The sequence below is a fragment of the Hydrogenophaga sp. SNF1 genome, from assembly GCF_034421675.1.
GTDB classification, from domain to species: Bacteria; Pseudomonadota; Gammaproteobacteria; order Burkholderiales; family Burkholderiaceae_C; genus Hydrogenophaga; species Hydrogenophaga borbori.
Map to the genome: position 1 here is coordinate 1,198,189 of NZ_CP139793.1, position 25,736 is coordinate 1,223,924.

Consider the following 25,736-nt stretch of genomic DNA (forward strand, 5'->3'; position numbering starts at 1 on the left):
GTGGCCGCCGGGCTTTTTTTGCGTTTGAATATCAGTATTTGCTTCTAGAGAGAGTGCCCCATGAGCCTGAGCCGTCGTGAATTCATGCAACTGCTGGCCGCCGCGAGCGCCGCCGGCATGGCGCTCGACCACCGCGACGCCCTCGCCGCCAGCGCCGGCGCCGGCGAGCGCCTGTACGACGTGCCCGGCTTCGGCAACGTCAGCTTCCTGCACTTCACCGACTGCCACGCACAGCTCACGCCGGTGTACTTCCGCGAGCCCAGCATGAACCTGGGCGTGGGCGGCGCCGCAGGCAAGGCCCCGCACCTGGTGGGCGAGGCCCTGCTCAAGCACTTCAAGATCCGTCCCGGCACCGCCCAGGCGCACGCCTTCAGCTACCTCGACTTCGCCCAGGCCGCCAAGACCTACGGCAAGGTCGGGGGCTTCGCGCACCTGGCCACGCTGGTCAAGCGGCTGCGCTCGGGCCGCCCGCACGCCTGGCTGCTGGACGGCGGCGACACCTGGCAGGGCTCGGCCACCTCGCTGTGGACCAACGCGCAGGACATGGTCGACGCCTGCAAGAAGCTCGGCGTCGACATCATGACCTCGCACTGGGAGCACACCTTCGGCGCCAAGCGCGTGCAGGAAATCGTCGAGAAGGACCTGAAGGGCCACATGGAATTCCTGGCCCACAACATCAAGACCACCGACTTCGAGGACCTGGTGTTCAAGCCCTACACCATCCGCGAAATGAACGGCGTGCCGGTCGCCGTCATCGGCCAGGCCTTTCCGTACACGCCCATCGCCAACCCGCGCTACATGGTGCCTGACTGGACCTTCGGCATCCAGGAGGACCACCTGCAGAAGATGGTGGACGAGGTGCGCGGCAAGGGCGCGCAGGTGGTGGTGCTGCTCTCGCACAACGGCATGGACGTGGACCTGAAGCTGGCCTCGCGCGTCAGCGGCATCGACGCCATCCTGGGCGGCCACACGCACGACGGCATGCCCGCGCCCACCGTGGTGAAGAACCCCGGCGGCCAGACCCTGGTCACCAACGCCGGCTCCAACACCAAGTTTCTCGGCGTGCTCGACTTCGACGTGCGCGGCGGCAAGGTCCAGGGCTACCAGTACAAGCTCATGCCCATCTTCGCCAACCTGCTGCCGGCCGACGCCGACATGCAGGCCTTCATCGACGGCGTGCGCGCGCCGTACAAGGCCCGGCTGGAAGAGAAGCTGGCCGTCACCGAGGACCTGCTCTACCGCCGCGGCAACTTCAACGGCTCCTGGGACCAGGTCATCTGCGACGCGCTGATCGACGTGAAGGGCGCGGACCTGTGTTTCTCGCCGGGCGTGCGCTGGGGCACCTCGCTGCTGCCGGGCGACACCATCACCATGGAAGCGCTGATGGACCAGACGGCCATCACCTACCCCTCGACCACGCTCAACGAGTTCACCGGCGCGCAGATCAAGGACATCCTGGAAGACGTGGCCGACAACATCTTCAACCCCGACCCCTACTACCAGCAGGGCGGCGACATGGTGCGCGTGGGCGGCATGCAGTACGCCATCGCGCCGAACGAGCGCATGGGGCAGCGCATCCAGAACATGCGGCTCAAGGGCAAGCCCGTGGAGGCCGACAAGACCTACAAGGTGGCCGGCTGGGCCTCGGTGCAGGAAGGCGTCAAGGGCGAGCCGGTGTGGGACGTCGTGGCCGGCCACCTGCGCGCGCGCAAGGTCGTCAAGGGCGTGAAGATCAACACCCCGACGCTGGTGGGCATGAAGGGCAACCCGGGCATGGCGGCGTGAGGCCGCGCCCATGAAAAAAGCCACCGCCCGCGAGGGCGATGGCTGTCAAAACCAAACCTTGGAAAGGAAGGGGCCCGAGGGCCCCGGAGCGGGGCCGCGAGGCCCCGCTGTCACGATCAGAAGTCGTGACGGATGCCCGCGGCGTACAGGCGGCGCTCGGCGACCTCGGTGCCGGCGCCGTTCTCGGCGTCGCCATTGAGGTAGGCGGCGTACACGCGGGTGCGCTTGGACAGCGAGTAGGTCACGCCGAAGGCCAGGCCCTTGGACTTGGCGGTGTCGACGCCGGCGTTCTCGGACTTGTTGTAGGCGTAGCCCACCGAGAAGTCCCAGGGGCCCATCGGCATGTTGGCGCCGACCACGAAGCCGTTGGACTCCAGCGTGCCCTGCTCGGCCATGTTGTAGCCGGCGGAGACGCGCACGGCGCCGAAGTCGTAGGCGCCGGCCAGGGTGGTGTACTCGCGTTTGGTGGCCGACACCTCGTGGTTCTGTTCCTGGTAGCCCAGGCCCACGTCCAGCGGGCCGCTGCGGTAGCGCAGGTTGAAGGCGGTCACGTCGCGCTTGACCGGCGAGGCTTGCTCGTCCAGGCCGTAGCTGATGCCGCCGGTGAAGCCGCCGAAGTTCGGCGACTCATAGCGGATTTGGTTGCTGCTGCGCGACGAGTAGTCGGCCACGTGGCCCACGGCGACGCCACCCACGCTGTTGGCGTAGGCGATCTTGGTCGGCGAGAACTCCGAATCCCACAGCGCGCTGCCGACGCTGATGTCGCGGATGTCGTCGAACGCGGTCTCGGTGCGGCCGAGCTTGACCGCGCCGAAGCCACCCGTCAGGCCGACGATGGACTGGCGATCGAAGCCGGCGCCGAAGGCGGCGCCGGTGTCCACGCCCAGCGTGGTCTCGAGCTGGAAGATGGCCTTGAGGCCGCCGCCGAGGTCTTCGGTGCCGCGGAAGCCCAGGCGGCTGGTGCTCAGCAGGCCGCTGGACATCTGCGACTGGCTTTGGGCGGCGCCCGACGCGCCGGCCTTCTCGGAGCCGAGGGAGGCGTCAAGGCGGCCGTAGACGCTGACGCTGGACTGCGCCATGGCGGCGCCGCTGATGGTGGCCAGGGCGGCCAGAGCAATCAGGCTCTTTTTCATGGAATGGTTTCTCCGTTGTGGGGTCTCGGGCCCTGAAGGGACCCGTGCCTCCCGCACCGTGCGGGACGACGGGCCTATTCCACGTGGTGAAGATAACCGTCTGATTACATTTGTAATGGTTTGCCCTATTTACAACGAGCATCCTTAGGTGTTGGAAGGGCTTTCTCGCCGTTGGCATGAAGTTGTGCGCACGGGCGTCTGAGGGTTCTCACGGATTAATGTTGGGCTAAGAGGGGCGCCCGAGCATGCGGCGCATGAACTCCCGAACCCCCCCCTCCCACCCGCGCCTCGGCGCGGGCCGCGCGCCCCGCGCACCGGACGCCGCGCCACGCGGGCCCTTGTCGCTGCGGCCCCTGGTGGGCGCGGCCCGCGACAACGGCCTGGACCTGATCCGGCGCCGCTTCGAGCGGGAACACCAGGCGCGGCTCACGCACTTCATGCCCGGGCTGCTGGGCCTCATGGACGCCGACAACGCGATCGTGGGCGCGGCGGGCTGCCGGCCCGCCGCCGGTGGCGCGCTGTTCCTGGAGCGCTACATCGACGTGCCGATCGAGGCCGCGATCGCGGCCGAGACGGGCGAGCCCGTGGCGCGACACGAGGTGGTGGAGGTGGGCAACCTCGCGGCCGAGGGCCCGGGCAGCGCCCGCCTGCTCATCGTCGCGTTGACCGATTGGCTGGCCGCACAGGGCTACCGGTGGGTGGCCTTCACCGGCACGCGTGGCCTGCTGAACAGTTTTCGCCGCCTGGGCCTGGCGCCGCGCGTGCTGGCCCCCGCCGACCCCGCGCGCATGGGCGATGCCTTGCCGCAGTGGGGCCGCTATTACGCCCAGCAGCCGCAGGTGGTGTTCGGCGAAATCCCACCCGCGCAGCGCCAGCTGTCGCGCCTCCCAGCCACGCCGGGCTGGTGGCTGGACGGGGAGTGAGCCATGTCGCCCAGCCCTTCCATCGAACATTTCTGGCAGACGCTGCTCGCGCACGGCGATCGACCGGCGCTCAGCGATGGCGCGCAGCGCCTGGACTACGCCGAGCTGGTCCGGCAGGTGCAGCGGCGCCGCGCCCAGCTGGCCGGCTTCGGCGCGCGCCGCGTGGCCCTGTGCCTGGACAACGGCATCGACTGGGTGCTCTGGGACCTCGCCCTGCTGAGCGAGGGCCTGGTCTGCGTGCCCGTGCCGGCTTTCTTTTCGCCCGCGCAGCAGCGCCACGTGGTCGACAGCTCGGGGGTGGACACGCTCATCGGTCCGCTGGCCCCCTGGTCGCAGGAGGCGGGCTTTCGCCCCGTGGCGCCGGGCCTGGGCCAGCGCCCGGTGGCCGACGCGCCGCCGCTGTTCCCCGGCACGGTGAAGATCACCTACACCTCGGGCACCACCGGCCTGCCCAAGGGCGTGTGCCTCGACGCGGCGGCCATGCTCGCCGTGGCGGCCAGCCTCTGGGACGTGGTGGGGGCCAGCGGCGCGCGCCAGCACCTGGCCGTGCTGCCCCTGGCCACGCTGCTGGAGAACGTGGCTGGCGTGTACGCGCCGCTGCTGGGCGGCGCCAGCACCGAGCTGCGGCCCATGGCCGAGATCGGTCTGCTGGGCGCGAGCGGGCTTGACCTGCCGCGCCTGCTCGGGCGCCTGGGCGAGAGCCAGCCGCACAGCCTGATCCTGCTGCCGCAACTGCTGCAGGCCCTGGTGGGCGCGGTCGAGCACGGCTGGACGCCACCGCCCAGCCTGCGGTTCATCGCCGTGGGCGGCGCGCACGTGGCGCCTTCGCTGCTGCGCCGCGCCGTGGCCGCGCGCCTGCCGGTGTTCGAAGGCTACGGCCTGTCGGAGTGCGCCTCGGTGGTGTGCTTGAACACGCCGAACGACAACCGCATCGGCACCGTGGGCCGGCCGCTGCCGCACGCGCGCGTGCGGCTGGCCGACGACGGCGAAGTGCTCGTGCAGGGCGCGCGCGCCCTGGGCTACCTGGGCGAAGCGCCCGAGGCCGGCGAATGGCTGGCCACCGGCGACCTCGGTCGCTTCGACGAGCAAGGCCATCTGCTGCTGAGCGGGCGCAAGAAGCACCAGTTCATCACCGCCTACGGCCGCAACGTCAACCCCGAATGGGTGGAGTCTGAGCTGGTCCAGCAGGCGCCGATCGCGCAGGCCTGGCTGTACGGCGAGGCCCTGCCCGAGAACCTGGCCGTGCTGGTGCCGCGCCACGCTGGCGTGAGCGACGGCGAGCTGGCCGCCGCCGTGGCCGCCGTCAACCAGACCCTGCCCGACTACGCGCGCGCGCACCACTGGCGGCGCGCGGCGCAGCCCTTCAGCGCGGACAACGGCCTGGCCACCAGCAACGGCCGCCTGCGGCGCGACGCGCTGCGCGCGCATTACCACGCGGCGCTGGCCGCGCTCGATCCCACCTCCCGACCCAAGGACATCGCATGAACTTCTTCGACCAATTGCAGGCGCAGACCGCCAGCGAACGGGCCTACCTGCTGGGCGCGCCCATCATCGGCCAGGCCATGGAAGGCCGTGTGTCGACGGCCGACTACATCGCCTTCCTGACCCAGGCCTACCACCACGTCAAGCACACCGTGCCGCTGCTCATGGCCTGCGGCGCGCGCCTGCCCGACCGGCTGGAATGGCTGCGCCAGGCCGTGGCCGAGTACATCGAAGAGGAGTACGGCCACCAGGAGTGGATCCTCAACGACATCGCGGCCTGCGGCGGCGACCCCGACGCGGTGCGCCGCGGCGAGCCCGCGCTGCCCACGGAGCTCATGGTCGGCTACGTGTACGACCGCATCGCCCGCCACAACCCGGTGAGCTTCTTCGGCATGGTCAACGTGCTCGAAGGCACCAGCATTCAGCTTGCCTCGCGCGCGGCCGGGCGCATCCAGGAAACGCTGGGCCTGCCGGGCAAGGCCTTCAGCTACCTCAGCTCGCACGGTGCGCTGGACCTCGACCACATCCAGCTGTTCGCCAGCCTGGTCAACCGCCTTGACGACGAGGGCGATCGGCAGGCCGTGCTGCACACGGCCCGCGTTGTCTACCGCCTCTATGGCGACCTGTTCCGCTCGCTGCGCCCGCTTGAGCAGCCGGCCGCGCTCACCGCCTGAAAGCGAGGCCACACCATGAATCTGGCATCGAGCCGCTGGGTCATCACCGGCGCCAGTGGCGGCATCGGGCAGGCGCTGGTCGAGGAGCTGTGCCGGCGCGGCGCGCGGGTGCTCGTCGCGGGCCGGCAGGCCGACACCCTCTACGCCCTGGCCGAGAGGCACCCGCAGCGCGTGCGCGTGGTGGTGGCCGACCTGCGCACGCCCGCCGGGCGCCAGGCCGTGGTGGACGCCGCGCGCGACATCGGCCACGTCGACGGCCTCGTCAACGCCGCCGGCGTCAACCACTTCGGCCTCTTCGACGGCATGGACGACGCGGCCATCGAGCAGATGGTCGCGCTCAACCTCACGGCCACCCTGCAGCTCACGCACGCGATGCTGCCGCTGCTGCGCGAGCGCCCGCACGCCATGGTGGTGTTCCTCGGGTCCATCTTTGGCTCCATCGGCTACCCGGGCCAGGCGGTCTACAGCGCCACCAAGTTCGCGCTGCGCGGCTTTGCCGAGGCGCTGCGCCGCGAACTGGCCGACGGCCCGGTGCGCGTGCTGTACGCCGCCCCGCGCTCCACCCGCACGGCGATGAACGCCGACGCCATGGTGCAGATGAACCGGCAGCTGCAGGTGGCCATGGACCCGCCCGAGGCCGTGGCGCGCCGCATCGCCGATGCGCTGCGCGACGGGCGCAAGGAAATCTACCTGGGCAGCCCCGAGAAGTTTTTCGTCCGCCTCAACGGCCTGCTGCCGCGCCTGGTGGACCGCGCACTGCGCAAGCAGTTGCCCGTCATCCAGCGCTTCGCGCGCCAACCCTCCGAAGGAACCGCCTCGCCATGAAAACCCGACACCACCTCCTCGCCCTCACCCTCGCCGCCGCCTTGGGCGCCGGCCTGAGCCTGCCGGCCCTGGCCCTGGGCGACGCCGCCCGCCAGCAGCTCGACGGCATCCAGGCCCGCTGGGCCGAGGTGAACTACAAGCTGCCCGACAAGCAGCGCGAAGCCGCCTTCGCCGATCTCGCGCAGCAGGCCGCGCAGGCCGTGGCCGCCGAGCCCGCAGCGGCCGAGCTGCGCATCTGGCACGGCATCGTGCTCAGCACCTACGCGGGCGCCAAGGGCGGCCTGGGTGCGCTCGACCTGGTGAAGAAGGCCAAGGCCGAGCTGGAAGAGGCGCTCAAGCTCGATCCCAAGGCGCTTGACGGTTCGGCCTACACCAGCCTGGGCAGCCTGTACTACCAGGTGCCGGGCTGGCCGCTGGGCTTTGGCGACGACGCCAAGGCCGAGGTCCTGCTCAAGCAGGCGCTCGCGATCAACCCCGACGGCATCGACCCCAACTTCTTCTACGGCGACTTCCTGCTGCGCAAGAAGCGCTACCCGCAGGCCAAGGCCGCGCTGGAGAAAGCCATCGCGGCGCCCGACCGCGCGGGCCGCGCGGCCGCCGACGAAGGCCGCCGCGGCGAAATCCGCCAGCGGCTGAAGGAGCTCGAAAGCCGCCTGTGACGCGGCACCGCCGCGCTTCTTGACGGGCATCAAGCCGGCGCGCGCGGGCGCGCCGCAAGCTGCGGGCGGCTTCAAGGAGTTGCCATGCCCCTCAAACAGATCCTCGTCCACATGGACGCGGACGAACGCAGCCTGGAGCGCCTGCGCATCGCCCGCCAGCTGGCCCACGCGCACGGTGCCGTGCTGGACGCGCTCTACGCCGCGAGCCTGGTGCCCCTGGCGATGCCGTACCCCGAACTCGGCGAGAACGCGGCCAGCCTGCTGCAGCGCGAACTGCAGCGCTGCGCGCAGGCGCGCGCGGCCTTCGAGCGCGACATGCGCCGCCCCGATGGCTCCGCCACCTGGAGCGAGCTGACGGTGTTCCCGCTGATCGAGGGCTTCGCCGAGCAGGCGCTGTTCGCCGACCTGCTGGTGCTGGGCCAGCACGACCCGGGCAGGCAGCACGCGCCCGACGTGCCGCCCGACTTCGTCGAAGGGGTGCTGGCCGCCAGCGGGCGACCCGCGCTGGTGGTGCCCTACACCGGCCAGTTCGAGGCCTTGCCGCGGTGCATTGCCATTGCCTGGAAGCCCGGCCGGGAGGCGATGCGCGCGGTGATCGCCGCGCTGCCGCTGCTGCAGCGCGCCGAGCGGGTGCATGTGCTGGGCTGGGGCGCCGAACCGGGGCCGCTGGTGCAAGGCCCCCGGCTGGACCTGCGCGGCTGGCTGAGGCTGCACGGCGTCTCGGTGCAATGGCACCGGGAAGACCAGGAGCCCGCGGACCTGGGCGAGGTGCTGTTGTCGCGCGTCTGCGACCTGTCGGCCGACCTGCTGGTGATGGGTTGCTACGGCCACGCGCGCGTGCGCGAATGGGTGCTGGGCGGGGTCAGCCGCACCGTGCTGGGGTCCATGACGCTGCCGGTGCTGATGTCGCACTGAGGCGGCGCCCCGGGCGCGACCTCAGGCCAGGTCGGTGGGCCGGATGACCATCACCGGCGACGGCGCGAGCCGGATGATCTGCTCGGCGCCGCTGCCCAGCAGCAGGCGGTTGACGCCGCGCCGGCCATGCGTGCCCAGCACGATGAGGTCGGCCCGCCAGTCGCGCGCCGCCTGCGCCACCGATTCGCCCAGGCGCGGGCCGAGCTCGTCGATGAGCAGCGAATCGCAGGCCACCCCGGCGGCCTTGACGGTCGCCATCGCCTCGTCCAAGGCCTCGCGGGCCCAGGTGCGCGCGGTGCCGAGCAGATCCACCGTGGCCTCGTAGCCGCTCACGTACATCATCTGATCGATGGCGTGCATCACGCGGATCTGCCCGTCCATGGCGCGCGCCAGCTGGATGGCGGCCTCGAGCGCCCTGTTGGAGGTCTCGCTGCCATCCACGGGCACAAGGATTCGCTTGAACGGGTTCATGGCAGGTCTCCGCAGGGAACGTTGAACAATGGCCCCACTGTGCATGGGCGCGCGCGGAACCGCTTTGCGATGGATCAACAACGCCCGCGGGCGGCGGGTCTATGGTGAATGGCAAGACCACTTTTCCCCGAAAGGACCGTGCCATGCCCCGCATCGAATGGATTCTGGTGGCCAGTGCCACGCACGCGCGCCTGCTGCAGCGCGAACCCGGTCTGCCCCTGGTGCCGATCGCCACCTTCTCGCATCCCGAAGGCCGGCTCAAGGCCAGCGAGCTCGGTGACGACCGCGCGGGCCATGAGCGCGCCGACCGCCGCGGCCAAGGCGGCGTGGCGCTGGAGCCCCGCCTGGACCCGCACCGCAAGGAACATCAGCGCTTCGCGCGCGAACTCGCCGAGCACCTGGAGGCCGGCGCGCGGTCGCAGGCCTACGGCGCGCTGGTGGTGTTCTCCGGCAAGCCCTTTCTCGGCGAGCTTCGCGATGCGCTGGGCGATGGCGCGCGCCGCCTGCTCAAGGCCAGCCTGCCCGTGGACCTGAGCCACGTGAGCGCGCTCGAACTGGACCAGCGCGTGCGCGATGAGCTGGCGTCCGCCTGAGGCGTGCGCATGGCCCCCGTCGCCGCCTTCCTGGAAGAGCTCGCGCGGCGCGCCGGTGTCGCCTTCGAGGTGGTGCTGCCCGGCGGCGGGCGCCTGAAGGCGGGGGAGGGCGCGGCCGCCTTCGGCCTGCACTTTCGAAGTGAGGGCGCGCTTGCGGCCACGCTGCTGCGTGGGCACATGGGCCTGCTCGAGGCCTACTTCGATGGCCAGGTCGATCTGGCCGGGCCCCTGAACCTGGCCCTGGCCGCGGGCCTGAGCGCCGGCTTCGACCTGCAGGCCTCGGTGGTGAACAGCGTGGAGAACCACCTGCTCGAGCGCGGGCAGAGCAACCGCGACCGCGCCCAGGCCAAGCGCAACGCCTGCGCGCACTACGACCTGGGCGAGGCCTTCTATCGGCTCTGGCTCGACGAGCCGCTCAAGATGTACACCTGCGCCTACTGGCGCGAGGGCTGCACGACGCTGGAGCAGGCGCAGCGCGACAAGATCGACCACGTCTGCCGCAAGCTGCGCCTGGCGCGTGGCGAGCGCTACGTGGACCTGGGCTGCGGCTTTGGCGGCTTTTTGCTGCGCGCCTGGGAGACCACGGGCGCGATCGGCACCGGCGTCAACACCGCCACCGGCCAGGTGCGGTGGCTGCGCGAGGCGCTGGAGCGCCAAGGCCTGGCGACCACGTTGTCGGTGCGCGAGGCCGATTTCCGCGACGTGGGCGAGTGCTTCGACAAGCTGGTGTCCATCGGCGTGCTGGAACACGCCGGCCGCGACCAGCTGGCCGAGGTGATCCAGGCCCACGCCGACTGCCTGCGACCGGGAGGCATCGGCCTGCTGCACTTCATCGGCCACGTGGGACCGCGCGAAACCGAGCCCTTCATCCGCAAGCACGTTTTCCCCGGTGGCTGGATTCCCGCGCTCAGCGAGGTGATGCAGGAGATGGAGCGCTGTGGGCTCGAGGTGCTCGATGTGGAGAACCTGCGCCGCCACTACGCGCTCACGCTCGATGAGTGGGCGCGGCGCTTCGCGCAGCGCTGGCCCGAGATCCAGGCGCTGGACCCCACGCGCTTCGACGAACGCTTCCGCCGCATCTGGACGGTCTACCTCGTGGGCTGCGCGGAACTGTTCCGCTCCCCCGTCGGGTGCACCCACCTGTTCCAGGTGCTGTTCAGCAAAGGCAATGCGGGCCGCGGCGCCTACCCCATGACGCGGGACCATGTCTACGCCGTCGATGCCCCAGGCGCGCGCGGCGCGTGAAGCGCAGCGCGCGCACGCGGCCCGCGTCCGCGCGGTCGCCGAGCGGCTGCGCCAGGACCCGTCGCGCAAGCCCCTGGCCCTGGACAAGCGCACCTCCAACCTGTTCCGCCATCGCCAGCGCGCGGCGCGCCAGCGGCTGGACCTGAGTGGCCTGAACCAGGTGCTGGGTGCCGACACGCAGGCGGGCTGGGTGGACGCCGAGGGCATGCTCACCTATGAGGACCTGGTGGCCTGGACCCTGCCGCGCGGGGCCATGCCCGCGGTGGTGCCGCAGCTCAAGACCATCACCGTGGGTGGGGCGCTCGCGGGCGTGGGCATCGAGGCCACCTCGTTCCGCCACGGCCTCGTGCACGAGACCATGAGCGCGCTGGAGGTGCTGCTGCCCGGTGGCGAGGTGGTGCGCTGCACGGCCGACAACGAGCACGCCGATCTCTTCCACGGCTTTCCGAACGCCTATGGCACCCTGGGCTATGCGCTGAGCGCCCGGCTGCGCACCCAGCCCACGCAGCCCTTCGTGCACGTGCGCCACCAGCGCTTCGACGACCCGCGGGCCTTCTTCGACGCCCTGGCCGCGGCCTGCGCGCCCATGCCGGCGGGTGTGGGCCCCGACTTCGTCGATGGCGTGCTGTTCGGTCCGCGCGAGCAGGTGCTCAGCCTGGCGCGCTTCGTGCCCGAGGCCGCGCGCGCCAGCGACTACACCTGGCTCGATATCTACCACGAGTCGCTGCGGCGGCGCGAGGAAGACACACTGACCACCGCCGGCTACCTGTGGCGCTGGGACACCGACTGGTTCTGGTGCTCGCGCCGCTTCGGCCTGCAGCACCGCTGGCTGCGCCATCTGCTGGGGCGGCGGTACCTGAATTCGCGCACCTACACGCGCTGGATGCGCTGGAACGCGCGCTGGCGCGCCGCGCAGCGCCTGGACCGCCTGCTCGGCCAGCGGCACGAGAGCGTGGTGCAGGACGTGGACATTCCCCTGGCCGGGGCGGTGGCCTTCGCGGAGTTCCTGCGCAGCGAGGTCGGCATCTGGCCGGTGTGGGTCTGCCCGGTGCGCGGCAGCGCGCCCCCGCGCTTTCCGCTGTACCCCTTGCCGGACGGGCTGTGCGTCAACTTTGGTTTCTGGGACGTGGTACCGGTGCGCGCGGGGCAATCGCCCGACCACGTCAATCGCCGCGTCGAAGACGCGGTGCTGCACCTGGGGGGCATCAAGTCCCTGTACTCCGACACCTTCTTCACGCGCGAGGTGTTCGACCGCGCGTACGGCATGGACAGCTACGAGCGCCTGAAGGCGCGCTACGACCCGCAAGGCCGGGCGCCGCACCTGTTCGACAAATGCGTGCGGGGCGCCTGAGCGCGTCGCGCGCAACTTGATGGCCATCAAGCCACGGCGGGCGGCGCGCTCCTACGCTGGGCATTTCTTCACTTCAAGGACCATTGCCATGCGGACATCCACCCTTCGATCGATCACGCTGTCGGCCGTGCTGGCCTGCGCCGCTGTGGCGGCCTTTGCTCAAAGCACAAGCCGGCCCGGCGAGGACAACTACCCGCCCGGCGCACCCAATGCGGCCAGGCCGGGTGTTCCGCCCAGCGGCGCCCGCGTGGGGCCGCGCTACACGCCGGGCTGGTCGATGATGAGCAAGGAAGAGCGGGCGCAGCACCGGTCGCAAATGCGGGCAGCCAAAACGCCCGAGGAGTGCCGCCAGCTGATGGAGGAACACCACCGCCTCATGGAACGCCGCGCGGCCGATCGCGGCACGCCCTTGCGCACGCCCCCGCGCGCCGCCTGTCCCGCGCGCTGAGCCGCGCGCTGCGCGACGCCCGCGCTCAAGTGTCCGCGGGCGTCGCGCAGCGGCCCACCGATTGCGCCAGCGCGATGCGCTCGGTGGGCTGGAGGCCCAGCGCCTGGGCCAGCCGGCGTCGGTCGATCAGGGCCCGCACCACCGTGCCCAGGCCATGGGCCGCGCAGTGCAGGTACACGTTCTGCGCGATGCAGCCCGCGTCGGCGCCGGCAAGGAAAGGGCGTTCGTCCGCGCGCACGTCGTGCATGGCCGCGAAGTCGGCCACGTAGACCAGGTCCAGCGGGGCCGAGGCGGCGAAGGCCTGAAGGCCGGTGAAGCCGCGCAGGTCCTCGGCCTTGACCAGGCTCAGCCGGTGCGCCTGCGGGTCGTAGCGGAAGGCCCCTTCCGGCAGCACGGCGAACACCGCGATTTCCTGCCAATCGTGGGCCGAGGGCGCGGTGCGCCCCTGCCGTGGCGGGCGGTTCACGCCGAACGCGGCCCACAACAGGTCGGACACCTCCTGCAGGCTCAGGGCGTTGGGCAGGAACTCGCGCGTGCTGCGGCGCAGCCGCAGTGCGCTGGCCAGCGTGGCGCCACCTTCCGTGCGCGGGGGCGGCAGGACGGCATCATCGGTGTCGAGATTGAGCTGGACGGTGGACATGGTCTTCGTTCCATGGGGTGCAGGGATGGACGCACCATGACGCGGGGCGCGGCGCCTGTGCTTGACGCAGGTCATGTCCGCGGGCTGGAACGTCGCGCGGGGCACCGCGTGGCCAGCTTGATGGCCGTCAACATGCGCGCCCCCCGCCTGGGCCACATTGATCGACATGGGTCCCCGACCCCTTGGAACCACCATGAAGATCGCCCATATCTGCCGGCGCGCGCCGGTCACCATTCCCGCCAATGCCTCGGTGCGCGAGGCGGCCCGCGCCATGCAGGCCGAGCGCGTGGGCGCGCTCGGCCTGACCGACCCGTTCGAGCCCGGGCGCATCGTCGGCGTCGTCACCGACCGCGACCTGGTGCTGCAGGTGCTGGCGGGCGAGCGGCCCGTCGACGGTCAGGTGGTGGCCGGCGTGTGCTCGTCCGACCTGCATGGCGTGTCGGCCCAGGCCTCGGTGCACGAAGCCGTGGAAGCGATGCGCCGGCACGGCGTGCGGCGCTTGCTGGTGATCGGCGACGACGGCCAGGCGGTGGTGGGGGTGCTGTCGATGGACGACGTGCTGGGCGTGCTGGCCGACGAACTGGCGGCGCTGGCCGGCACCCTCAGGTCCGGCCTGGCGCGCGAGGGCGAGCCCCGTGGCGAGGCGCGCGCCAGCCATTGAGCCTGCGGCGCCCAGCGCGCCCCAATGAAAAACCCCCGCGGGCCGGACGGACCGCGGGGGTTGGGAAGGTGGTGCCGGAGAGAGGAGTCGAACCCCCGACCTTCTCATTACGAATGAGCTGCTCTACCAACTGAGCTACACCGGCGAAGCCCGGCATTATAGCCAAGCGGGCGGGGCCTGGGCCGTGGCCGGCGGCTCAGGCCTCGCGGTGGTATTGGGTGACGCGCTCGACCTCGTTCTTGCTGCCCAGGATCACGCTGACGCGCTCGTGCAGCTTGGAGGGCTGGATGTCCAGGATGCGCTCGCGCCCGTTGGTGGCGGCGCCGCCGGCCTGTTCCACCAGCCAGCTCATGGGGTTGGCCTCGTACATCAGGCGCAGCTTGCCGGGCTTGTCGGGCTCGCGCTTGTCCCAGGGGTACATGAAGATGCCGCCGCGCGTGAGGATGCGGTGCACGTCGGCCACCATGCTGGCGATCCAGCGCATGTTGAAGTCCTTGCCGCGTGGGCCTTCCTTGCCTTGCAGGCATTCGTCCACATAGCGCTTCACCGGGGCGTCCCAGTGGCGCATGTTGCTCATGTTGATGGCGAACTCCTTGGTGTCGGCCGGGATGCGCACGTCTTCCTGCGTGAGCACGAAGGAGCCCTGCTCGCGGTCCAGCGTGAACATGGCCACGCCGTCGCCCACGGTCAGCACCAGCGTGGTCTGCGGGCCGTAGACGCAGTAGCCCGCCGCCACCTGCCGGTGGCCGGGCTGCAGGAAGTCCCCCTCGTCGACGCCGCGGTCGTCCTCGGGCATCTTCAGCACGCTGAAGATGGTGCCGATGCTGACGTTGACGTCGATGTTCGACGAGCCGTCGAGTGGGTCGAACAGCAGCAGGTACTCGCCCTGCGGGTAGCGGTTGGGCACCACGTAGATGCTGTCCATTTCCTCGCTGGCCATGGCCGCGAGGTGGCCGCCCCATTCGTTGGCCTCGATCAGGACCTCGTTGGCGATGATGTCCAGCTTCTTCTGGACCTCGCCCTGCACGTTCTCGCTGCCGGCGGTGCCCAGCACGCCGCCCAGCGCGCCCTTGTTCACCGCATGGCTGATGCTTTTGCAGGCGCGCGCGACGATCTCGATGAGCAGGCGCAGCTGCGAGGGGATGTGGCCGTCGACGCGCTGCTTTTCGACGAGGTAGCGGGTGAGGGAGATGCGTTGGCTCATGGTCGGGGGTTTCTCAGTCGTCAGACAGGGCGCGGGTCACGACCTCGCGCACGTCGTTGCTCAGCTCGGTCTGCGCGGCCACGCGGGCGATGGCCTCGCGCGCGGCGCCGCGGTAGGGTTCAGCGAGTTTCCTCCAGCGGTCCAGCGCGCGCGCCAGGCGCGCGGCCACCTGCGGGTTGAAGCGATCGATCTCGATGACGCGCTCGCTCCAGAACACGTAGCCGGCCGCGTCGGCGCGGTGGAAGGCGCCCGGGTTGGCGTTGCAGTAGCTGAAGATCACGCTGCGCGCGCGGTTGGGGTTGCGCGGGTTGAAGTCGCGGTGCGCCATGAGCTGCTTCACCGCCGGCAGCACGTTGCCGCCGCGGTCGGGCGCGCCGGCCTGCAGGGCGAACCACTTGTCCAGCACCAGGGCCTCGTCGCGGAACATGGCGTGGAAGCGGGTGAGCGCTTCGCGCGCCAGCGGGTGGTCGGCCACCACCAGGGCCGACAGCGCGTTGAAGCGGTCGGTCATGTTGCCGGCGTCCTTGAAGCGCTGGTAGGCCTTGCCGGGCCAGACGGCGTCGCCCGAGCGGCGCGCCTGCAGGCACAGCATGGCGAGCGCCAGGCCGGCCAGGGCGCGGCGGCCCGCGCTCAGCGGGTCGGGCCGGTAGGCGCCGTTGTCCTTGTGCGCTTCGTAGGCCCAGACCCAGTCGGCCTGCAGGGCCGTGGCGAGCTGTTCGCGCATGGCCTCGCGCACCGCGTGCACGCGCTGCGGGTCCACCACCTCGAGTTGCTCGGCGATGTAGGTCTCGCTGGGCAGGGTGAGGGCCAGTTCCTTGAAGGCCGCGTCCAGGCGTTCGTGGCGCAGCACGGCGCGCATGGCCTCGATGAAGGCGGCGTCCAGCGGGTCGTCCACCGCGCCGGGGGCGGCAATGGCCGCGAGCGCGCGGCGCAGCGCCAGGCGCTGGCCGGCTTCCCAGCGGTTGAAGGGGTCGCTGTCGTTGGCGAGCAGGATCAGCAACTGCTCGTCGCTGTAGTCGCATTCCAGCACCACGGGCGCCGAGAAGCCGCGCAGCAGCGAGGGCACGGGCTCGCTGTCCACGCCGTCGAATACCAGCGACTGGCTGACCTCGGTGAGCACGAAGAGGCGCTGCTCGGGCGCCAGAGGCAGTTCACGGCCCTCGGCGTCCAGCAGACCCAGCGCCACCGGGATCACGAAGGGCTGCTTGAGCGCCTGGCCCGGCGTGGGCGCGCAGCGCTGCGTGAGCGACAGCGTGTAGCGGCGGGCGGCGGCGTCGTAGTGGCCCTCGGCGCGCACGCGCGGCGTGCCGGCTTGGCTGTACCAGCGCTTGAAGGGTTCCAGCAGGCGCGCCAGCGCGCTGTCGGGGTTGGCGTCGGCGAGGGCCTGGGCGAAGTGGTCGCAGGTGACGGCCTGGCCGTCGTGGCGCTCGAAATAGAGCTTCATGCCACGCGCAAATCCCTCGCGGCCGACCAGGGTCTGCATCATGCGCACGACCTCGGCGCCCTTTTCGTACACCGTGACGGTGTAGAAGTTGTTGATCTCGACGTAGCTGTCGGGTCGCACCGGGTGGGCCATGGGGCCCGCGTCCTCGGGGAACTGGGCGGTGCGCAGCACGCGCACGTCCTCGATGCGCTTGACCGCGCGCGCCGAGGCCTCGGCGCACAGGTCCATGCTGAACTCCTGGTCGCGAAAGACCGTGAGGCCTTCCTTGAGCGAGAGCTGGAACCAGTCGCGGCAGGTGACGCGGTTGCCGGTCCAGTTGTGGAAGTACTCGTGGCCCACCACCGATTCGATGTTGGCGAAGTCGGTGTCGGTGGCGGTGGCGCTGTTGGCCAGCACGTACTTGGTGTTGAAGATGTTGAGGCCCTTGTTCTCCATCGCCCCCATGTTGAAGTCGCTGGTGGCCACGATCATGAAGCGCTCGAGGTCCAGCGGCAGGCCGAAGCGGGCCTCGTCCCAGGCCACGCTGGCCATGAGCGAGTTCATGGCGTGCTCGGTCTTGTCCATGTCGCCGGGGCGCACGTAGACCTGCAGCAGGTGCTCCTGGCCGCCGCGCGAGACGATGCGCTGCTCGCGCGCCACGAGCTGGCCCGCCACCAGGGCGAACAGGTAGCAGGGCTTGCGGTGGGGGTCGACCCACTTGGCGAAGTGGCGGCCATCGGCCAGTTCACCCGACTCGACCAGGTTGCCGTTGGACAGCAGCACCGGGTAGCGCTGCTTGTCGGCGCGCAGCGTGACGGTGTAGCTGGCCATCACGTCGGGCCGGTCGAGGAAGTAGGTGATGCGGCGGAACCCCTCGGCCTCGCACTGCGTGAAGAAGGTGCCCTGGCTCACGTACAGGCCCATGAGCTGGCTGTTCTTCTCGGGCGCGCAGGTGGTGAAGATCTCCAGCGTGAAGGGCGCGTCGCCGTGTTCCTCCAGGCTTGGCAGGTTGTCCAGCACCAGCTGGCCACCGTCCATCTTGAAGGAGCAGCCGGCGCCGTTGACCAGCACGCGCGCGAGGTTGAGCTCCTCGCCGTCCAGGCGCAGCGGCTGCGCGGGCACGGCCGGATTGCGGCGCAGCGCCATGCGGTTGAGCACGCGGGTCTTGGCCGGGTCGAGGTCGAAGGTGAGTTCGACCGTGTCGATCCAGTAGGCGGGCGGGGCGTAGTCTTCGCGGCGCACCACCGTGGTGGGGCCTTCACGCAGGGAACTCATGGATCACACCCCTTGTTTGAGCGAGGCTTCGATGAAAGGATCGAGGTCGCCGTCCAGCACCTTCTGGGTGGCGGAGATCTCGACGTTGGTGCGCAGGTCCTTGATGCGGCTGTTGTCCAGCACGTAGCTGCGGATCTGGTGGCCCCAGCCGACGTCGGTCTTGGTGTCCTCCAGCTTCTGCTGCTCTTCCATGCGCTTGCGCATCTCGTGGTCGTACAGGCGCGAGCGCAGCCGCTGCCAGGCCAGGTCGCGGTTGCTGTGCTGGCTGCGGCTGTCCTGGCACTGCACCACGATGCCCGTGGGCATGTGCGTCAGGCGCACGGCCGAGTCGGTCTTGTTGATGTGCTGGCCGCCCGCGCCGCTGGCGCGGTAGGTGTCCACGCGCACGTCGGCGGGGTTGATGTCGATCTGGATCGAGTCATCGATCTCGGGGTAGACGAACACCGAGGCGAACGAGGTGTGGCGCCCGCCCGAGCTGTCGAAGGGGCTCTTGCGCACCAGCCGGTGCACGCCGGTTTCGGTGCGCAGCAGGCCGAAGGCGTATTCGCCCTCGATCTTGATGGTGGCGCTCTTGATGCCGGCGGTGTCGCCCGGGGTCTCGTCTTCCACCGTGGTGCTGAAGCCCTTGCGTTCGGCGTAGCGCAGGTACTGGCGCAGCAGCATGCTGGCCCAGTCGCAGGCCTCGGTGCCGCCGGCGCCGGCCTGGATGTCGAGGAAGCAGTTCAGCGGGTCCGCCGGCTTGTTGAACATGCGGCGGAATTCGAGCTTCTCCACCTCGGCCTGGATCTTGGCGGCCTCGTTGGCGATGGTCTGCAGGCCGGCGTGGTCGTCATCGGCGGCCGACATCTCATGCAGCTCGGTGTTGTCGGCGAGCTCGACGCTGAGCCGGTCGAGCACCAGCACCACGTCCTCCAGGGCTTTCTTTTCCTTGCCCAGGTCCTGGGCGCGCTTGGGGTTGTCCCAGACGGTGGGGTCTTCCAGCGCGGATTCGACTTCTTTCAGCTTCGATGCCTTGGCATCGTAGTCAAAGATACCTCCGCAACTCGACCACACGGGTGGTCAGGTCATCGAGTTGCGTGCGGATGGCGTTGATCTGTTCGGCGTCCATGGCGGTTCCTGCGTGTGTTCGGCAAAAACCTTGATTTTCTCATGCAGGGGCGGCTCTGGCGATGGCCGCGCCGCCCATGGCCCCGCTGGTGCGTCAATAGCGCCAGGTGAAGCCGAACATCAGGGCCGCGGTGCCCAGAATCTGCACTTCCAGGCCGGCCTTGTCGTTGAGGCGGTAGCCGATGGCCGGAACGATGGCGGGCGAGAAGCCGCCGACGTTGCCGGGCACCTTGTTCTTGTACTGGCCCACGTAGCCGTAGAGGACGCCGGCGCTCACCTGCGCGTAGACCTGGGGCCAGCCGTCGATGAGGTCGTTCCAGCGCTTGCCCGCGTAGAGGTAGGCCGAGGGCTGGCCGAAGGAGTTGCGGAACAAGGACAGGCCGCAGAAGCGGTCGTCGGGCAGTTGGCGGTTCAGCGCCAGGGCGAACACCGGGCGGTGTTCCGGGTCGTTGGACCAGTGGTGGGTGTAGGGCGAGGCGAAGAGCTCGTAGCGCGACTGGCCTTCGGGCAAGGGGTTGTCCCAGCCGGGGCAGGCGTTGAAGGCGAAGGCGGGGGCGCAGAGCAGGGCGGCCGTGGCGGCAAAAGAATGGAGCGGTCGCATCGGCCAAGTATGCCTTCCTGCCTGTTTCGGGAAGGTCGGGGTATGCAAGAAAACGTGACTCAGCCGCCGCGCAGGAAGTCCTCGATCAGTGCCGCCAGGGCCTCGGGCCGGTCGTGGTGCATCATGTGTCCCGCGTCTTCGATCAGGGCGTGGCGCAGGTTCGGCACGTGCGCGATGCGCTCGCGGAATTCGTCCAGCGTGTAGCGGCCCTTCCACCACAGGCCCAGGCTGTCGTCGCTGGCCACCACGCACAGCGTGGGCGCGGCGATGCGGCGGTAGACCTCGATGGCTTCCTCGGGCCGGAACAGCACGGCGTTGGTGACCTTGTGCGCCGGGTCGCCCAGGATGGCCCAACGGCCCTCGGCATTCGGCCGCGCCCACTGTCGCGCCAGCCAGTCGGCCTTGTCCGGCGGCAGGCGCGGATTGGTTTTCGTCAGGCGGCGCGCCACGCCCTCGGCGTCGGCGTAGTCGCTCAGGTCCATGTCGCCCCGGCGCAGGGCGCGGATCTCGTCCAGCCATTGGGCGTAGCGCTTGGGCGCCTGCTCGGGCGGGGAGGCCGGCATGCCGAAGCCTTCCAGGTTGACCAGACGGCGGATGCGCTGTGGCCGCGCGCCCGCGTACAGCGTGGCGACGTGGCCGCCCATGCTGTGGCCCACCAGGTCCACGGGCTGTTCACCGGCCAGGGCGTCGAGCAGGGCGTCGAGGTCGCCCAGGTAGTCGGGGAACCAATAGCTGTCGGGGGCGGCGCCGTTCCATGTGGTGTCGCCGTAGCCGCGCCAGTCGGGGGCGACGATGTGGCGGTCCTCGCGCATCGCGTCCACCACGAACTGCCACGACGCGGCCACGTCCATCCAGCCATGCACCAGCACCAGCGGCGGGCGGCCGGCCTCGGGCGTGCCCCAGTGGCGCAGGTGGTAGCGCCAGCCGCGGATGGGGAGAAACTCGCTGCGTGAGGGGCGTCGTGCTTGGTACATTCGCCCGATCATAGAGAGCCCCCGGTCGCGGGGCTTGGAGACAAAGGCATGCCCCACGCCGCCCGCCGCCCAGGCCGTGACACCGCGATCGACCACTATCCCGCGCTGCACGCGGACTTCCGCTGGCAGGTGCCGGCCGAGTTCAACATGGCCGAGGTCTGCATGCGCCGCTGGGCCACGGGCGCGGCCAGCGGCCGCCGCACGGCGGTGATCGCCACCGCTCCCGGCCAGGCCGACCGCGAGCACAGCTACGCCGAGCTCTTCGCCCAGGCCAATCGCCTGTCCAACGCGCTCGACGCCCTGGGCGTTCAGCGCGGCGACCGCGTCGCCATCGTGCTGCCGCAGCGCTTCGAAACCGCCGTGGCCTACATGGCCGTGCTGCAGATGGGCGCGGTGGCCATGCCGCTGTCGCAGCTCTTCGGTCCAGAGGCGCTGGAGTTTCGCCTGCGCGACAGCGAGGCCGTGCTCGGCATCTGCGACGCCAGCACCCTGGCCGCGGTGCAGGGCGTGGGCGCCGCCTGCCCGCTGTTGAACGAACTGATCGCCGTCGACGCGCCCGAAGGGCCCGCGCGTGGCGGCGCGCTCGACTGGGCGCAACTGCTGGCGCAGGAAGAGGAGGCCTTCGAACCCGCGCACACGCGCGCCGACGAAGCCGCGGTGCTGATCTACACCAGCGGCACCACCGGCAACCCCAAGGGCGCGCTCATTCCGCACCGCGCGCTCATCGGCAACCTCACGGGCTTCGTGTGCAGCCAGAACTGGTTCGGCTTCGACCCCTTCGACACCAGCCGCCCCAGCGAGGCGGTGTTCTGGTCCCCCGCCGACTGGGCCTGGACCGGCGGCCTGATGGATGCGCTGCTGCCCACGCTCTACTTCGGCCGGCCCATCGTGGCGCACAACGGCCGCTTCAGCCCGCAGACCGCCTTTGAACTCATCGAGCGCCACGGCGTGACGCACAGCTTCCTGTTTCCCACCGCGCTCAAAGCCATGATGAAGGCGTACCCGCGCCCCAAGCGGCAGTTTCGCTTCGTGCTGCAGGGGCTGATGAGCGCCGGCGAGGCCGTGGGCGACGCCGTGTTCAGCTGGTGCCGGGACGAGCTGGGCATCACGGTGAATGAAATGTTCGGCCAGACCGAGATCAACTACATCGTGGGCAACTGCGCGCGCCTGTGGCCGGCGCGGCCCGGCAGCATGGGCAAGGGCTACCCAGGCCACCGGGTGGCGGTGATCGACGACGACGGCAAGGAATGTCCCGTGGGTGTGCCCGGCGACGTGGCCGTGCACCGGCTGGACGTGCACGGCGAGCCCGACCCGATCTTCTTTTTGGGCTACTGGAAAAACGAGGCGGCCACGCGCGGCAAGTTCACCGGCGATCCCGCCAGCAGCTGGTGCCGCACGGGCGACCTGGCCGTGCGCGACACAGACGGCTACCTCTGGTACCAGGGCCGCGCCGACGACGTGTTCAAAGCCGCGGGCTACCGCATCGGGCCGAGCGAGATCGAAAACTGCCTGGTCAAGCACCCGGCGGTGGCGAACGCGGCGGTGGTGCCCAAGCCGGACCGGGAGCGGGGGGCGGTGGTGAAGGCCTACGTGGTGCTGTCGCCGGGACATGTCGGCAATGCCTCGCTGGTCGCCGAGCTGCAGTCGCACGTGAAAGGGCGGCTGGCGCCCTATGAGTACCCGAAGGAGATCGAGTTCATCGACGCGCTGCCCATGACCACCACGGGGAAGGTGCAGCGCCGCGTGCTGCGCGTGCAGGAAGAGGAGCGCGCGCGCCTCGCCTGACGCGCCGGGCGCAAAAAAAGCCCGGCGGTTGCCGGGCTTGAGAGAGCGGTGACAGCAGTGATGGGTCAGCGCTGCGCGGTACTGGCCGGCTCGGCCACATAGATTTCCACGCGGCGGTTCATGGCGCGGCCCTGGGCCGTGCCGTTGTCGGCGATGGGCTCGCGCGAGCCGCGGCCGTCGGTGCTGATGCGCGTCGCCGCGACGCCCCGGCCCACCAGGTAGTCGCGCGTGGCATTGGCGCGGTCGAAGGACAGCGGGTTGTTGATGGCGTCGCTGCCCGAGCTGTCGGTGTGGCCGATGATGGTCACATGCGTGGCCTGGTTCTGCTGCAGCGTGGTGGCGAACTGGCCCAGCACGCGCACCAGCGTCGGGCTCAGCGTGGAGCGGCCCGACGCGAAGCCCGCATCGGCCGGCACGTCCAGCTTCAGCCGGTTGTCGGCCGTCTGGCTCACGCCGATGCCGGTGCCCGCGGTGGCCGCTTCCATCTGTTTCTTCTGCTCTTGCATGCGCGTGGACCAGATGTAGCCCCCCAGCGCGCCCGCGCCGGCGCCCAGCACGGCGCCCTGGGCGGCGCCCTTGGAGCCACCGGTGAGGCCGCCCAACACAAGGCCCGCCGCCGCGCCGATGCCAGCGCCCTTGGCGCTGTCGCTCTGCGTCTCGCTCATGTTCGCGCAGCCGCTGATGGCCAGAGCCGCCGCCACGGTGAGAACGGTCAGGCCACGCGTGGTGTGGGAAACGGTGTGGGACATGGTGGAACTCCTCGTTGTTGATGGGGAAAACAGACCCCGCCTGGCGCAGCCGACGGTGGACAACTCAGCGCCTAAACTTATACCCCTACGGGGATATTGACCCCGTAGGAATTCTCTGACGTTACAAATCCTTGCATGAACCCCGTCGCACTTGGCCAGAGCCCCCTTCAAGTCACCCCGATCTGCCTCGGCACCATGACCTTCGGCGAGCAGGTCGATGAGCCGACCGCGCACCGCATCCTGGACCGCGCCGTCGAGCGCGGCGTGGACTTCATCGACACGGCCGAGATGTACTCCGTGCCCGCGCGCGCCGAAACCTTCAGCGCCACCGAGACCATCATAGGCAACTGGTTCGCCCGCCACCCCGGCCAGCGCCAGAAGCTGGTGCTCGCTACCAAGGTGGCCGGGCCGTCGCGCGGCATGCCCTGGATCCGCGGCGACAACGCAGGCCTGAGCAAGGCCGAAATCGTGAAAGCCTGCGAAGGCAGTCTGCGCCGCCTCCAGACCGAGGTGATTGACCTCTATCAAATTCACTGGCCGGCGCGCAACCTGCCGGCCTTCGGCGCGCTCAGCTTCGACCCCGCCAAGGACAAACCCTGCGCCTCGATGCTCGAACAGCTCGAGGCCATGGCCGAGCTGGTGAAAGCGGGCAAGGTGCGCGCCATCGGCCTGTCCAACGAAACGCCCTATGGCGTGCACGAGTTCGTGCGCCTGGCCGAGCAGCACGGCCTGCCGCGCGTGGCCACGGTGCAGAACCCCTACTGCCTGATCAACCGCAGTTATGAGAACGGCCTGGACGAGACCAGCCACCGCCTGGGCGTGTCGCTGCTGGCCTACTCGCCGCTGGGCTTTGGCCTGCTCACCGGCAAGTACGACGGCACCGGCCTGGTGGGCGGGCACGGCCGCCTGGCCATCTTCGAGAGCATGCGCAAGCAGCGCTGGGGCCGGCCCGAGGCCCTGGCCACGGCCCAGCGCTACAACGCGCTGGCCCGCGAGCACGGCCTCACGCCCGCGCAGCTGGCGCTGGCCTTTTGCTACAACAACTGGCGCGTGGCTTCCACCATCATCGGCGTGACCACCGTGGCCCAGCTGGATGAGTGCCTGGACGCCTGGGGCACGCCGTTCACGCCCGAGCTGCAGGCGGCGGTGGACAAGATCCGCTGGGACAGCCGCGACCCCGCGCAGTAAAAAGCAACACCCCTGCCGCGCTTCGCGCGACCCCCTCATGGGGGCGATGCCTGCGGCCCGGCAGAGCCGGTTCCGCGGCATCTCTGGACAAAGCCCTGGTATGCCCAAGCCCCGACATGTTTCCGAGACACCCGCCACGGCCTGGCTCAAGGCGAACGGCGTGGCGTACACCGAGCATCCCTACGAATACCTGGAGCACGGCGGGGCGCAGCACAGCGCCCAGGTGCTGGGCCTGGACCCGTTCGCGGTGGTGAAGACGCTGATCATGCAGGACGAGGCCGCCAAGCCGCTGGCCGTGCTCATGCATGGCAACCGCACGGTGTCCACCAAGAACCTGGCGCGCCAGATCGGCGCGAAGTCGGTGGAGCCCTGCAAGCCCGAAGTGGCGAACCGCCACAGCGGCTACCTGGTGGGCGGTACCTCGCCCTTCGGGCTCAAGCGCGCCATGCCGGTGTTCGTGGAAGCTACCGTGCTGGAACTGCCGCGCCTCTGGATCAATGGCGGGCGGCGCGGCTTCCTGGTCGGCATCGAGCCGGCCGTGCTGAGCGGTCCGCTGGGCGCGCAGGCGGTGCGGTGCGCGCTGGCAGAATGACGCGCGCTCCATTCCGACCATAAGAACCCTTGACCGAGGAGATGCCCTTGCAAGCGCTCTATCCCGCGCTGGCCACCCTGGCCGCCTACCTGATCGGGTCCCTGTCCTTCGCGGTGATCGTCAGCCGCCTGATGGGTCTGTCCGACCCGCGCACCTACGGCAGCAAGAACCCCGGCGCCACCAACGTGCTGCGTTCGGGCAGCAAGGCGGCGGCCATCGTCACCCTGCTGCTCGACGCGGTGAAGGGCTGGCTGCCGGTGTTCGTGGTGGCGCACTGGGGCGAGCCTTTCGGCCTGGGCGCGGGCACGGTGGCGCTGGTGGGCCTGGCGGCCTTCCTGGGCCACCTGTTCCCCGTGTTCTTCAGGTTCCAGGGTGGCAAGGGCGTGGCCACGGCGGCCGGCGTCATCCTGGGCTTCAACCCCTGGCTGGGCCTGGCCTCGCTGCTCACCTGGCTGATCATCGCCATCTTCTTCCGCTATTCCTCGCTGGCGTCCATCGTCACGGCGGTGTTCGCGCCGGCCTACTACCTGCTGGGCGGCGGGGTGGCCTGGGAGGCGCCGGGCGTGATGGTGCTGAGCCTGGCGGTGATGGCGGTGCTGCTTGTGTGGCGCCACGCCGAGAACATCAACCGCTTGCTGGCCGGCAAGGAAAGCCAGCTCGGAGCCAAGAAACAATGAACCAGCAAGGCATCCAGCGCGTGGGCATGGCCGCGCGCTACAGCGAAGCCGCCGTGTTCAACGGCATCGTGTTCCTGGCGGGCATGGTGCCCGAGCGCGGCGACACCGACATCCGCGGCCAGACCGCGGACGTGCTGCAACAGGTGGAGCAGCGCCTGAAGGAATGCGGCAGCGACAAGTCGCGCATCCTGCGCACCGAGATCTTCCTCACCGACATCCGCGACATCGCGGCCATGAACGAGGTCTGGGACGCCTGGGTGGTGCCCGGCGCCGCGCCGCCGCGCGCCACCGTGCAGGCCGCGCTGGCCAACCCGGCGTACCGCATCGAGATCGTGGTGACGGCCGCGCAGGCCTGA

26 protein-coding genes and 1 tRNA gene are annotated in these 25,736 nt (G+C 70.1%); 17 read left to right on the forward strand and 10 right to left on the reverse strand.

The features are described from left to right. Nucleotides 1–60 precede the first annotated feature (60 nt). On the forward strand, nt 61–1,785 hold the full coding sequence (soxB, locus tag SOM08_RS05800; protein ID WP_116958173.1) for a thiosulfohydrolase SoxB: 1,725 nt from the start codon (nt 61–63) through the stop codon (nt 1,783–1,785). 116 nt (nt 1,786–1,901) lie between these two features. Here soxB and SOM08_RS05805 read toward each other — a convergent pair whose 3' ends face one another. Continuing rightward, on the reverse strand, nt 1,902–2,918 hold the full coding sequence (locus SOM08_RS05805; protein ID WP_116958172.1) for a porin: 1,017 nt from the start codon (nt 2,916–2,918) through the stop codon (nt 1,902–1,904). A gap of 254 nt (nt 2,919–3,172) precedes the next feature. Here SOM08_RS05805 and SOM08_RS05810 point away from each other — a divergent pair, with 254 nt between their 5' ends. From SOM08_RS05810 to SOM08_RS05835, 6 genes are all read left to right on the forward strand, one after another. After that, the gene (locus tag SOM08_RS05810) at nt 3,173–3,841 is read left to right on the forward strand and encodes a thermostable hemolysin (protein ID WP_322470241.1); all 669 of its coding nucleotides are present in this window, start codon (nt 3,173–3,175) and stop codon (nt 3,839–3,841) included. 3 nt (nt 3,842–3,844) lie between these two features. Beyond that, nucleotides 3,845–5,326: an AMP-binding protein gene (locus SOM08_RS05815; RefSeq protein ID WP_322470242.1), complete on the forward strand. Its 1,482-nt coding sequence runs from the start codon at nt 3,845–3,847 to the stop codon at nt 5,324–5,326. Further along, nucleotides 5,323–5,997: a TenA family transcriptional regulator gene (locus SOM08_RS05820; protein WP_116958170.1), complete on the forward strand. Its 675-nt coding sequence runs from the start codon at nt 5,323–5,325 to the stop codon at nt 5,995–5,997. The genes SOM08_RS05815 and SOM08_RS05820 overlap by 4 nt, the downstream gene beginning before the upstream one ends. A gap of 15 nt (nt 5,998–6,012) precedes the next feature. After that, nucleotides 6,013–6,822 carry an SDR family oxidoreductase gene (locus SOM08_RS05825; RefSeq protein WP_116958169.1) on the forward strand — a complete coding sequence of 270 codons (810 nt, stop codon included), beginning with the start codon at nt 6,013–6,015 and terminating at the stop codon, nt 6,820–6,822. Continuing rightward, nucleotides 6,819–7,481, forward strand: coding sequence for a tetratricopeptide repeat protein (locus tag SOM08_RS05830; RefSeq protein WP_322470243.1), 663 nt, complete (start codon nt 6,819–6,821; stop codon nt 7,479–7,481). Before SOM08_RS05825 ends, SOM08_RS05830 begins: the two co-directional genes overlap by 4 nt. A gap of 84 nt (nt 7,482–7,565) precedes the next feature. Continuing rightward, entirely contained in the window at nt 7,566–8,396 is an 831-nt protein-coding gene (locus tag SOM08_RS05835; protein WP_116958167.1) for a universal stress protein, read from the forward strand. A gap of 21 nt (nt 8,397–8,417) precedes the next feature. Here the strand turns inward: SOM08_RS05835 and SOM08_RS05840 are convergent, their stop codons facing one another. After that, nucleotides 8,418–8,867 carry a universal stress protein gene (locus SOM08_RS05840; protein WP_116958166.1) on the reverse strand — a complete coding sequence of 150 codons (450 nt, stop codon included), beginning with the start codon at nt 8,865–8,867 and terminating at the stop codon, nt 8,418–8,420. 143 nt (nt 8,868–9,010) lie between these two features. On the opposite strand from SOM08_RS05840, the gene SOM08_RS05845 reads away from it, so the two are divergent. The 4 genes from SOM08_RS05845 (at nt 9,011) to SOM08_RS05860 (ending at nt 12,504) form a co-directional block, all read left to right on the forward strand. Beyond that, complete coding sequence (locus tag SOM08_RS05845) at nt 9,011–9,460, forward strand: host attachment protein (protein ID WP_116958165.1); 450 nt, start codon at nt 9,011–9,013, stop codon at nt 9,458–9,460. 9 nt (nt 9,461–9,469) lie between these two features. Then, complete coding sequence (locus SOM08_RS05850; protein WP_322470244.1) at nt 9,470–10,705, forward strand: cyclopropane-fatty-acyl-phospholipid synthase family protein; 1,236 nt, start codon at nt 9,470–9,472, stop codon at nt 10,703–10,705. Next, nucleotides 10,665–12,056 carry an FAD-binding oxidoreductase gene (locus SOM08_RS05855; protein ID WP_322470245.1) on the forward strand — a complete coding sequence of 464 codons (1,392 nt, stop codon included), beginning with the start codon at nt 10,665–10,667 and terminating at the stop codon, nt 12,054–12,056. Before SOM08_RS05850 ends, SOM08_RS05855 begins: the two co-directional genes overlap by 41 nt. Before the next feature lie 88 nt (nt 12,057–12,144). Continuing rightward, nucleotides 12,145–12,504, forward strand: a complete 360-nt coding sequence (locus SOM08_RS05860) for a hypothetical protein (protein ID WP_147326187.1) — start codon at nt 12,145–12,147, stop codon at nt 12,502–12,504. A 25-nt stretch (nt 12,505–12,529) separates the two neighbouring features. On the opposite strand, the gene SOM08_RS05865 is transcribed toward SOM08_RS05860, so the two are convergent. Further along, nucleotides 12,530–13,144, reverse strand: a complete 615-nt coding sequence (locus SOM08_RS05865; RefSeq protein WP_322470246.1) for a nitroreductase family protein — start codon at nt 13,142–13,144, stop codon at nt 12,530–12,532. A 193-nt stretch (nt 13,145–13,337) separates the two neighbouring features. Here SOM08_RS05865 and SOM08_RS05870 point away from each other — a divergent pair, with 193 nt between their 5' ends. Beyond that, nucleotides 13,338–13,805 (forward strand): cyclic nucleotide-binding/CBS domain-containing protein, encoded by a 468-nt coding sequence (locus SOM08_RS05870; protein WP_181936434.1) that lies wholly within the window; start codon nt 13,338–13,340, stop codon nt 13,803–13,805. Nucleotides 13,806–13,874: 69 nt separating this feature from the next. Here SOM08_RS05870 and SOM08_RS05875 read toward each other — a convergent pair. From SOM08_RS05875 to SOM08_RS05900, 6 genes are all read right to left on the reverse strand, one after another. Next, nucleotides 13,875–13,950, reverse strand: a tRNA-Thr gene (locus SOM08_RS05875). Between the two features lie 51 nt (nt 13,951–14,001). Further along, nucleotides 14,002–15,009 (reverse strand): class 1 fructose-bisphosphatase, encoded by a 1,008-nt coding sequence (locus tag SOM08_RS05880; protein ID WP_116958160.1) that lies wholly within the window; start codon nt 15,007–15,009, stop codon nt 14,002–14,004. A gap of 13 nt (nt 15,010–15,022) precedes the next feature. Beyond that, nucleotides 15,023–17,707, reverse strand: a complete 2,685-nt coding sequence (gene pepN, locus SOM08_RS05885) for an aminopeptidase N (protein WP_322470247.1) — start codon at nt 17,705–17,707, stop codon at nt 15,023–15,025. 3 nt (nt 17,708–17,710) lie between these two features. After that, a protein-coding gene (gene prfB / locus SOM08_RS05890; protein WP_116958158.1) for a peptide chain release factor 2 occupies nt 17,711–18,815 on the reverse strand; the annotation gives its coding sequence in 2 pieces (ribosomal slippage) (nt 17,711–18,733 and nt 18,735–18,815; 1,104 coding nt in all). Between the two features lie 93 nt (nt 18,816–18,908). Then, nucleotides 18,909–19,415, reverse strand: a complete 507-nt coding sequence (locus SOM08_RS05895; RefSeq protein WP_116958157.1) for a hypothetical protein — start codon at nt 19,413–19,415, stop codon at nt 18,909–18,911. A 59-nt stretch (nt 19,416–19,474) separates the two neighbouring features. Beyond that, the gene (locus tag SOM08_RS05900; RefSeq protein ID WP_322470248.1) at nt 19,475–20,389 is read right to left on the reverse strand and encodes an alpha/beta hydrolase; all 915 of its coding nucleotides are present in this window, start codon (nt 20,387–20,389) and stop codon (nt 19,475–19,477) included. A gap of 48 nt (nt 20,390–20,437) precedes the next feature. On the opposite strand from SOM08_RS05900, the gene SOM08_RS05905 reads away from it, so the two are divergent. Next, nucleotides 20,438–22,174 (forward strand): acyl-CoA synthetase, encoded by a 1,737-nt coding sequence (locus tag SOM08_RS05905; protein ID WP_322470249.1) that lies wholly within the window; start codon nt 20,438–20,440, stop codon nt 22,172–22,174. 65 nt (nt 22,175–22,239) lie between these two features. On the opposite strand, the gene SOM08_RS05910 is transcribed toward SOM08_RS05905, so the two are convergent. Beyond that, nucleotides 22,240–22,923, reverse strand: coding sequence for an OmpA family protein (locus tag SOM08_RS05910; protein WP_181936433.1), 684 nt, complete (start codon nt 22,921–22,923; stop codon nt 22,240–22,242). A 135-nt stretch (nt 22,924–23,058) separates the two neighbouring features. Here SOM08_RS05910 and SOM08_RS05915 point away from each other — a divergent pair, with 135 nt between their 5' ends. The 4 genes from SOM08_RS05915 (at nt 23,059) to SOM08_RS05930 (ending at nt 25,736) form a co-directional block, all read left to right on the forward strand. After that, complete coding sequence (locus SOM08_RS05915; protein WP_116958154.1) at nt 23,059–24,111, forward strand: aldo/keto reductase; 1,053 nt, start codon at nt 23,059–23,061, stop codon at nt 24,109–24,111. A 100-nt stretch (nt 24,112–24,211) separates the two neighbouring features. Further along, a complete protein-coding gene (locus SOM08_RS05920) occupies nt 24,212–24,703 on the forward strand; it encodes an aminoacyl-tRNA deacylase (RefSeq protein ID WP_116958153.1) in 492 nt (163 codons plus the stop codon). Nucleotides 24,704–24,750: 47 nt separating this feature from the next. Further along, complete coding sequence (gene plsY / locus SOM08_RS05925; protein ID WP_322470250.1) at nt 24,751–25,380, forward strand: glycerol-3-phosphate 1-O-acyltransferase PlsY; 630 nt, start codon at nt 24,751–24,753, stop codon at nt 25,378–25,380. Continuing rightward, on the forward strand, nt 25,377–25,736 hold the full coding sequence (locus SOM08_RS05930; protein WP_116958152.1) for a RidA family protein: 360 nt from the start codon (nt 25,377–25,379) through the stop codon (nt 25,734–25,736). The genes plsY and SOM08_RS05930 overlap by 4 nt, the downstream gene beginning before the upstream one ends.

What these genes read in the sequence shown, in the direction of transcription:
- pepN (WP_322470247.1), bottom strand. Translation starts at nt 17,707, where the DNA reads ATGAGTTCCCTGCGTGAAGGCCCCACCACGGTGGTGCGCCGCGAAGAC.
- SOM08_RS05905 (WP_322470249.1), top strand. Translation starts at nt 20,438, where the DNA reads ATGCCCCACGCCGCCCGCCGCCCAGGCCGTGACACCGCGATCGACCAC.
- soxB (WP_116958173.1), top strand. Translation starts at nt 61, where the DNA reads ATGAGCCTGAGCCGTCGTGAATTCATGCAACTGCTGGCCGCCGCGAGC.
- SOM08_RS05850 (WP_322470244.1), top strand. Translation starts at nt 9,470, where the DNA reads ATGGCCCCCGTCGCCGCCTTCCTGGAAGAGCTCGCGCGGCGCGCCGGT.
- SOM08_RS05830 (WP_322470243.1), top strand. Translation starts at nt 6,819, where the DNA reads ATGAAAACCCGACACCACCTCCTCGCCCTCACCCTCGCCGCCGCCTTG.
- SOM08_RS05915 (WP_116958154.1), top strand. Translation starts at nt 23,059, where the DNA reads ATGAACCCCGTCGCACTTGGCCAGAGCCCCCTTCAAGTCACCCCGATC.
- SOM08_RS05805 (WP_116958172.1), bottom strand. Translation starts at nt 2,918, where the DNA reads ATGAAAAAGAGCCTGATTGCTCTGGCCGCCCTGGCCACCATCAGCGGC.
- SOM08_RS05865 (WP_322470246.1), bottom strand. Translation starts at nt 13,144, where the DNA reads ATGTCCACCGTCCAGCTCAATCTCGACACCGATGATGCCGTCCTGCCG.
- SOM08_RS05930 (WP_116958152.1), top strand. Translation starts at nt 25,377, where the DNA reads ATGAACCAGCAAGGCATCCAGCGCGTGGGCATGGCCGCGCGCTACAGC.
- SOM08_RS05895 (WP_116958157.1), bottom strand. Translation starts at nt 19,415, where the DNA reads ATGCGACCGCTCCATTCTTTTGCCGCCACGGCCGCCCTGCTCTGCGCC.
- SOM08_RS05870 (WP_181936434.1), top strand. Translation starts at nt 13,338, where the DNA reads ATGAAGATCGCCCATATCTGCCGGCGCGCGCCGGTCACCATTCCCGCC.
- SOM08_RS05820 (WP_116958170.1), top strand. Translation starts at nt 5,323, where the DNA reads ATGAACTTCTTCGACCAATTGCAGGCGCAGACCGCCAGCGAACGGGCC.
- SOM08_RS05880 (WP_116958160.1), bottom strand. Translation starts at nt 15,009, where the DNA reads ATGAGCCAACGCATCTCCCTCACCCGCTACCTCGTCGAAAAGCAGCGC.
- SOM08_RS05815 (WP_322470242.1), top strand. Translation starts at nt 3,845, where the DNA reads ATGTCGCCCAGCCCTTCCATCGAACATTTCTGGCAGACGCTGCTCGCG.
- SOM08_RS05835 (WP_116958167.1), top strand. Translation starts at nt 7,566, where the DNA reads ATGCCCCTCAAACAGATCCTCGTCCACATGGACGCGGACGAACGCAGC.
- SOM08_RS05845 (WP_116958165.1), top strand. Translation starts at nt 9,011, where the DNA reads ATGCCCCGCATCGAATGGATTCTGGTGGCCAGTGCCACGCACGCGCGC.
- SOM08_RS05860 (WP_147326187.1), top strand. Translation starts at nt 12,145, where the DNA reads ATGCGGACATCCACCCTTCGATCGATCACGCTGTCGGCCGTGCTGGCC.
- SOM08_RS05840 (WP_116958166.1), bottom strand. Translation starts at nt 8,867, where the DNA reads ATGAACCCGTTCAAGCGAATCCTTGTGCCCGTGGATGGCAGCGAGACC.
- SOM08_RS05825 (WP_116958169.1), top strand. Translation starts at nt 6,013, where the DNA reads ATGAATCTGGCATCGAGCCGCTGGGTCATCACCGGCGCCAGTGGCGGC.
- SOM08_RS05920 (WP_116958153.1), top strand. Translation starts at nt 24,212, where the DNA reads ATGCCCAAGCCCCGACATGTTTCCGAGACACCCGCCACGGCCTGGCTC.
- SOM08_RS05900 (WP_322470248.1), bottom strand. Translation starts at nt 20,389, where the DNA reads ATGTACCAAGCACGACGCCCCTCACGCAGCGAGTTTCTCCCCATCCGC.
- SOM08_RS05855 (WP_322470245.1), top strand. Translation starts at nt 10,665, where the DNA reads ATGTCTACGCCGTCGATGCCCCAGGCGCGCGCGGCGCGTGAAGCGCAG.
- SOM08_RS05910 (WP_181936433.1), bottom strand. Translation starts at nt 22,923, where the DNA reads ATGTCCCACACCGTTTCCCACACCACGCGTGGCCTGACCGTTCTCACC.
- SOM08_RS05810 (WP_322470241.1), top strand. Translation starts at nt 3,173, where the DNA reads ATGAACTCCCGAACCCCCCCCTCCCACCCGCGCCTCGGCGCGGGCCGC.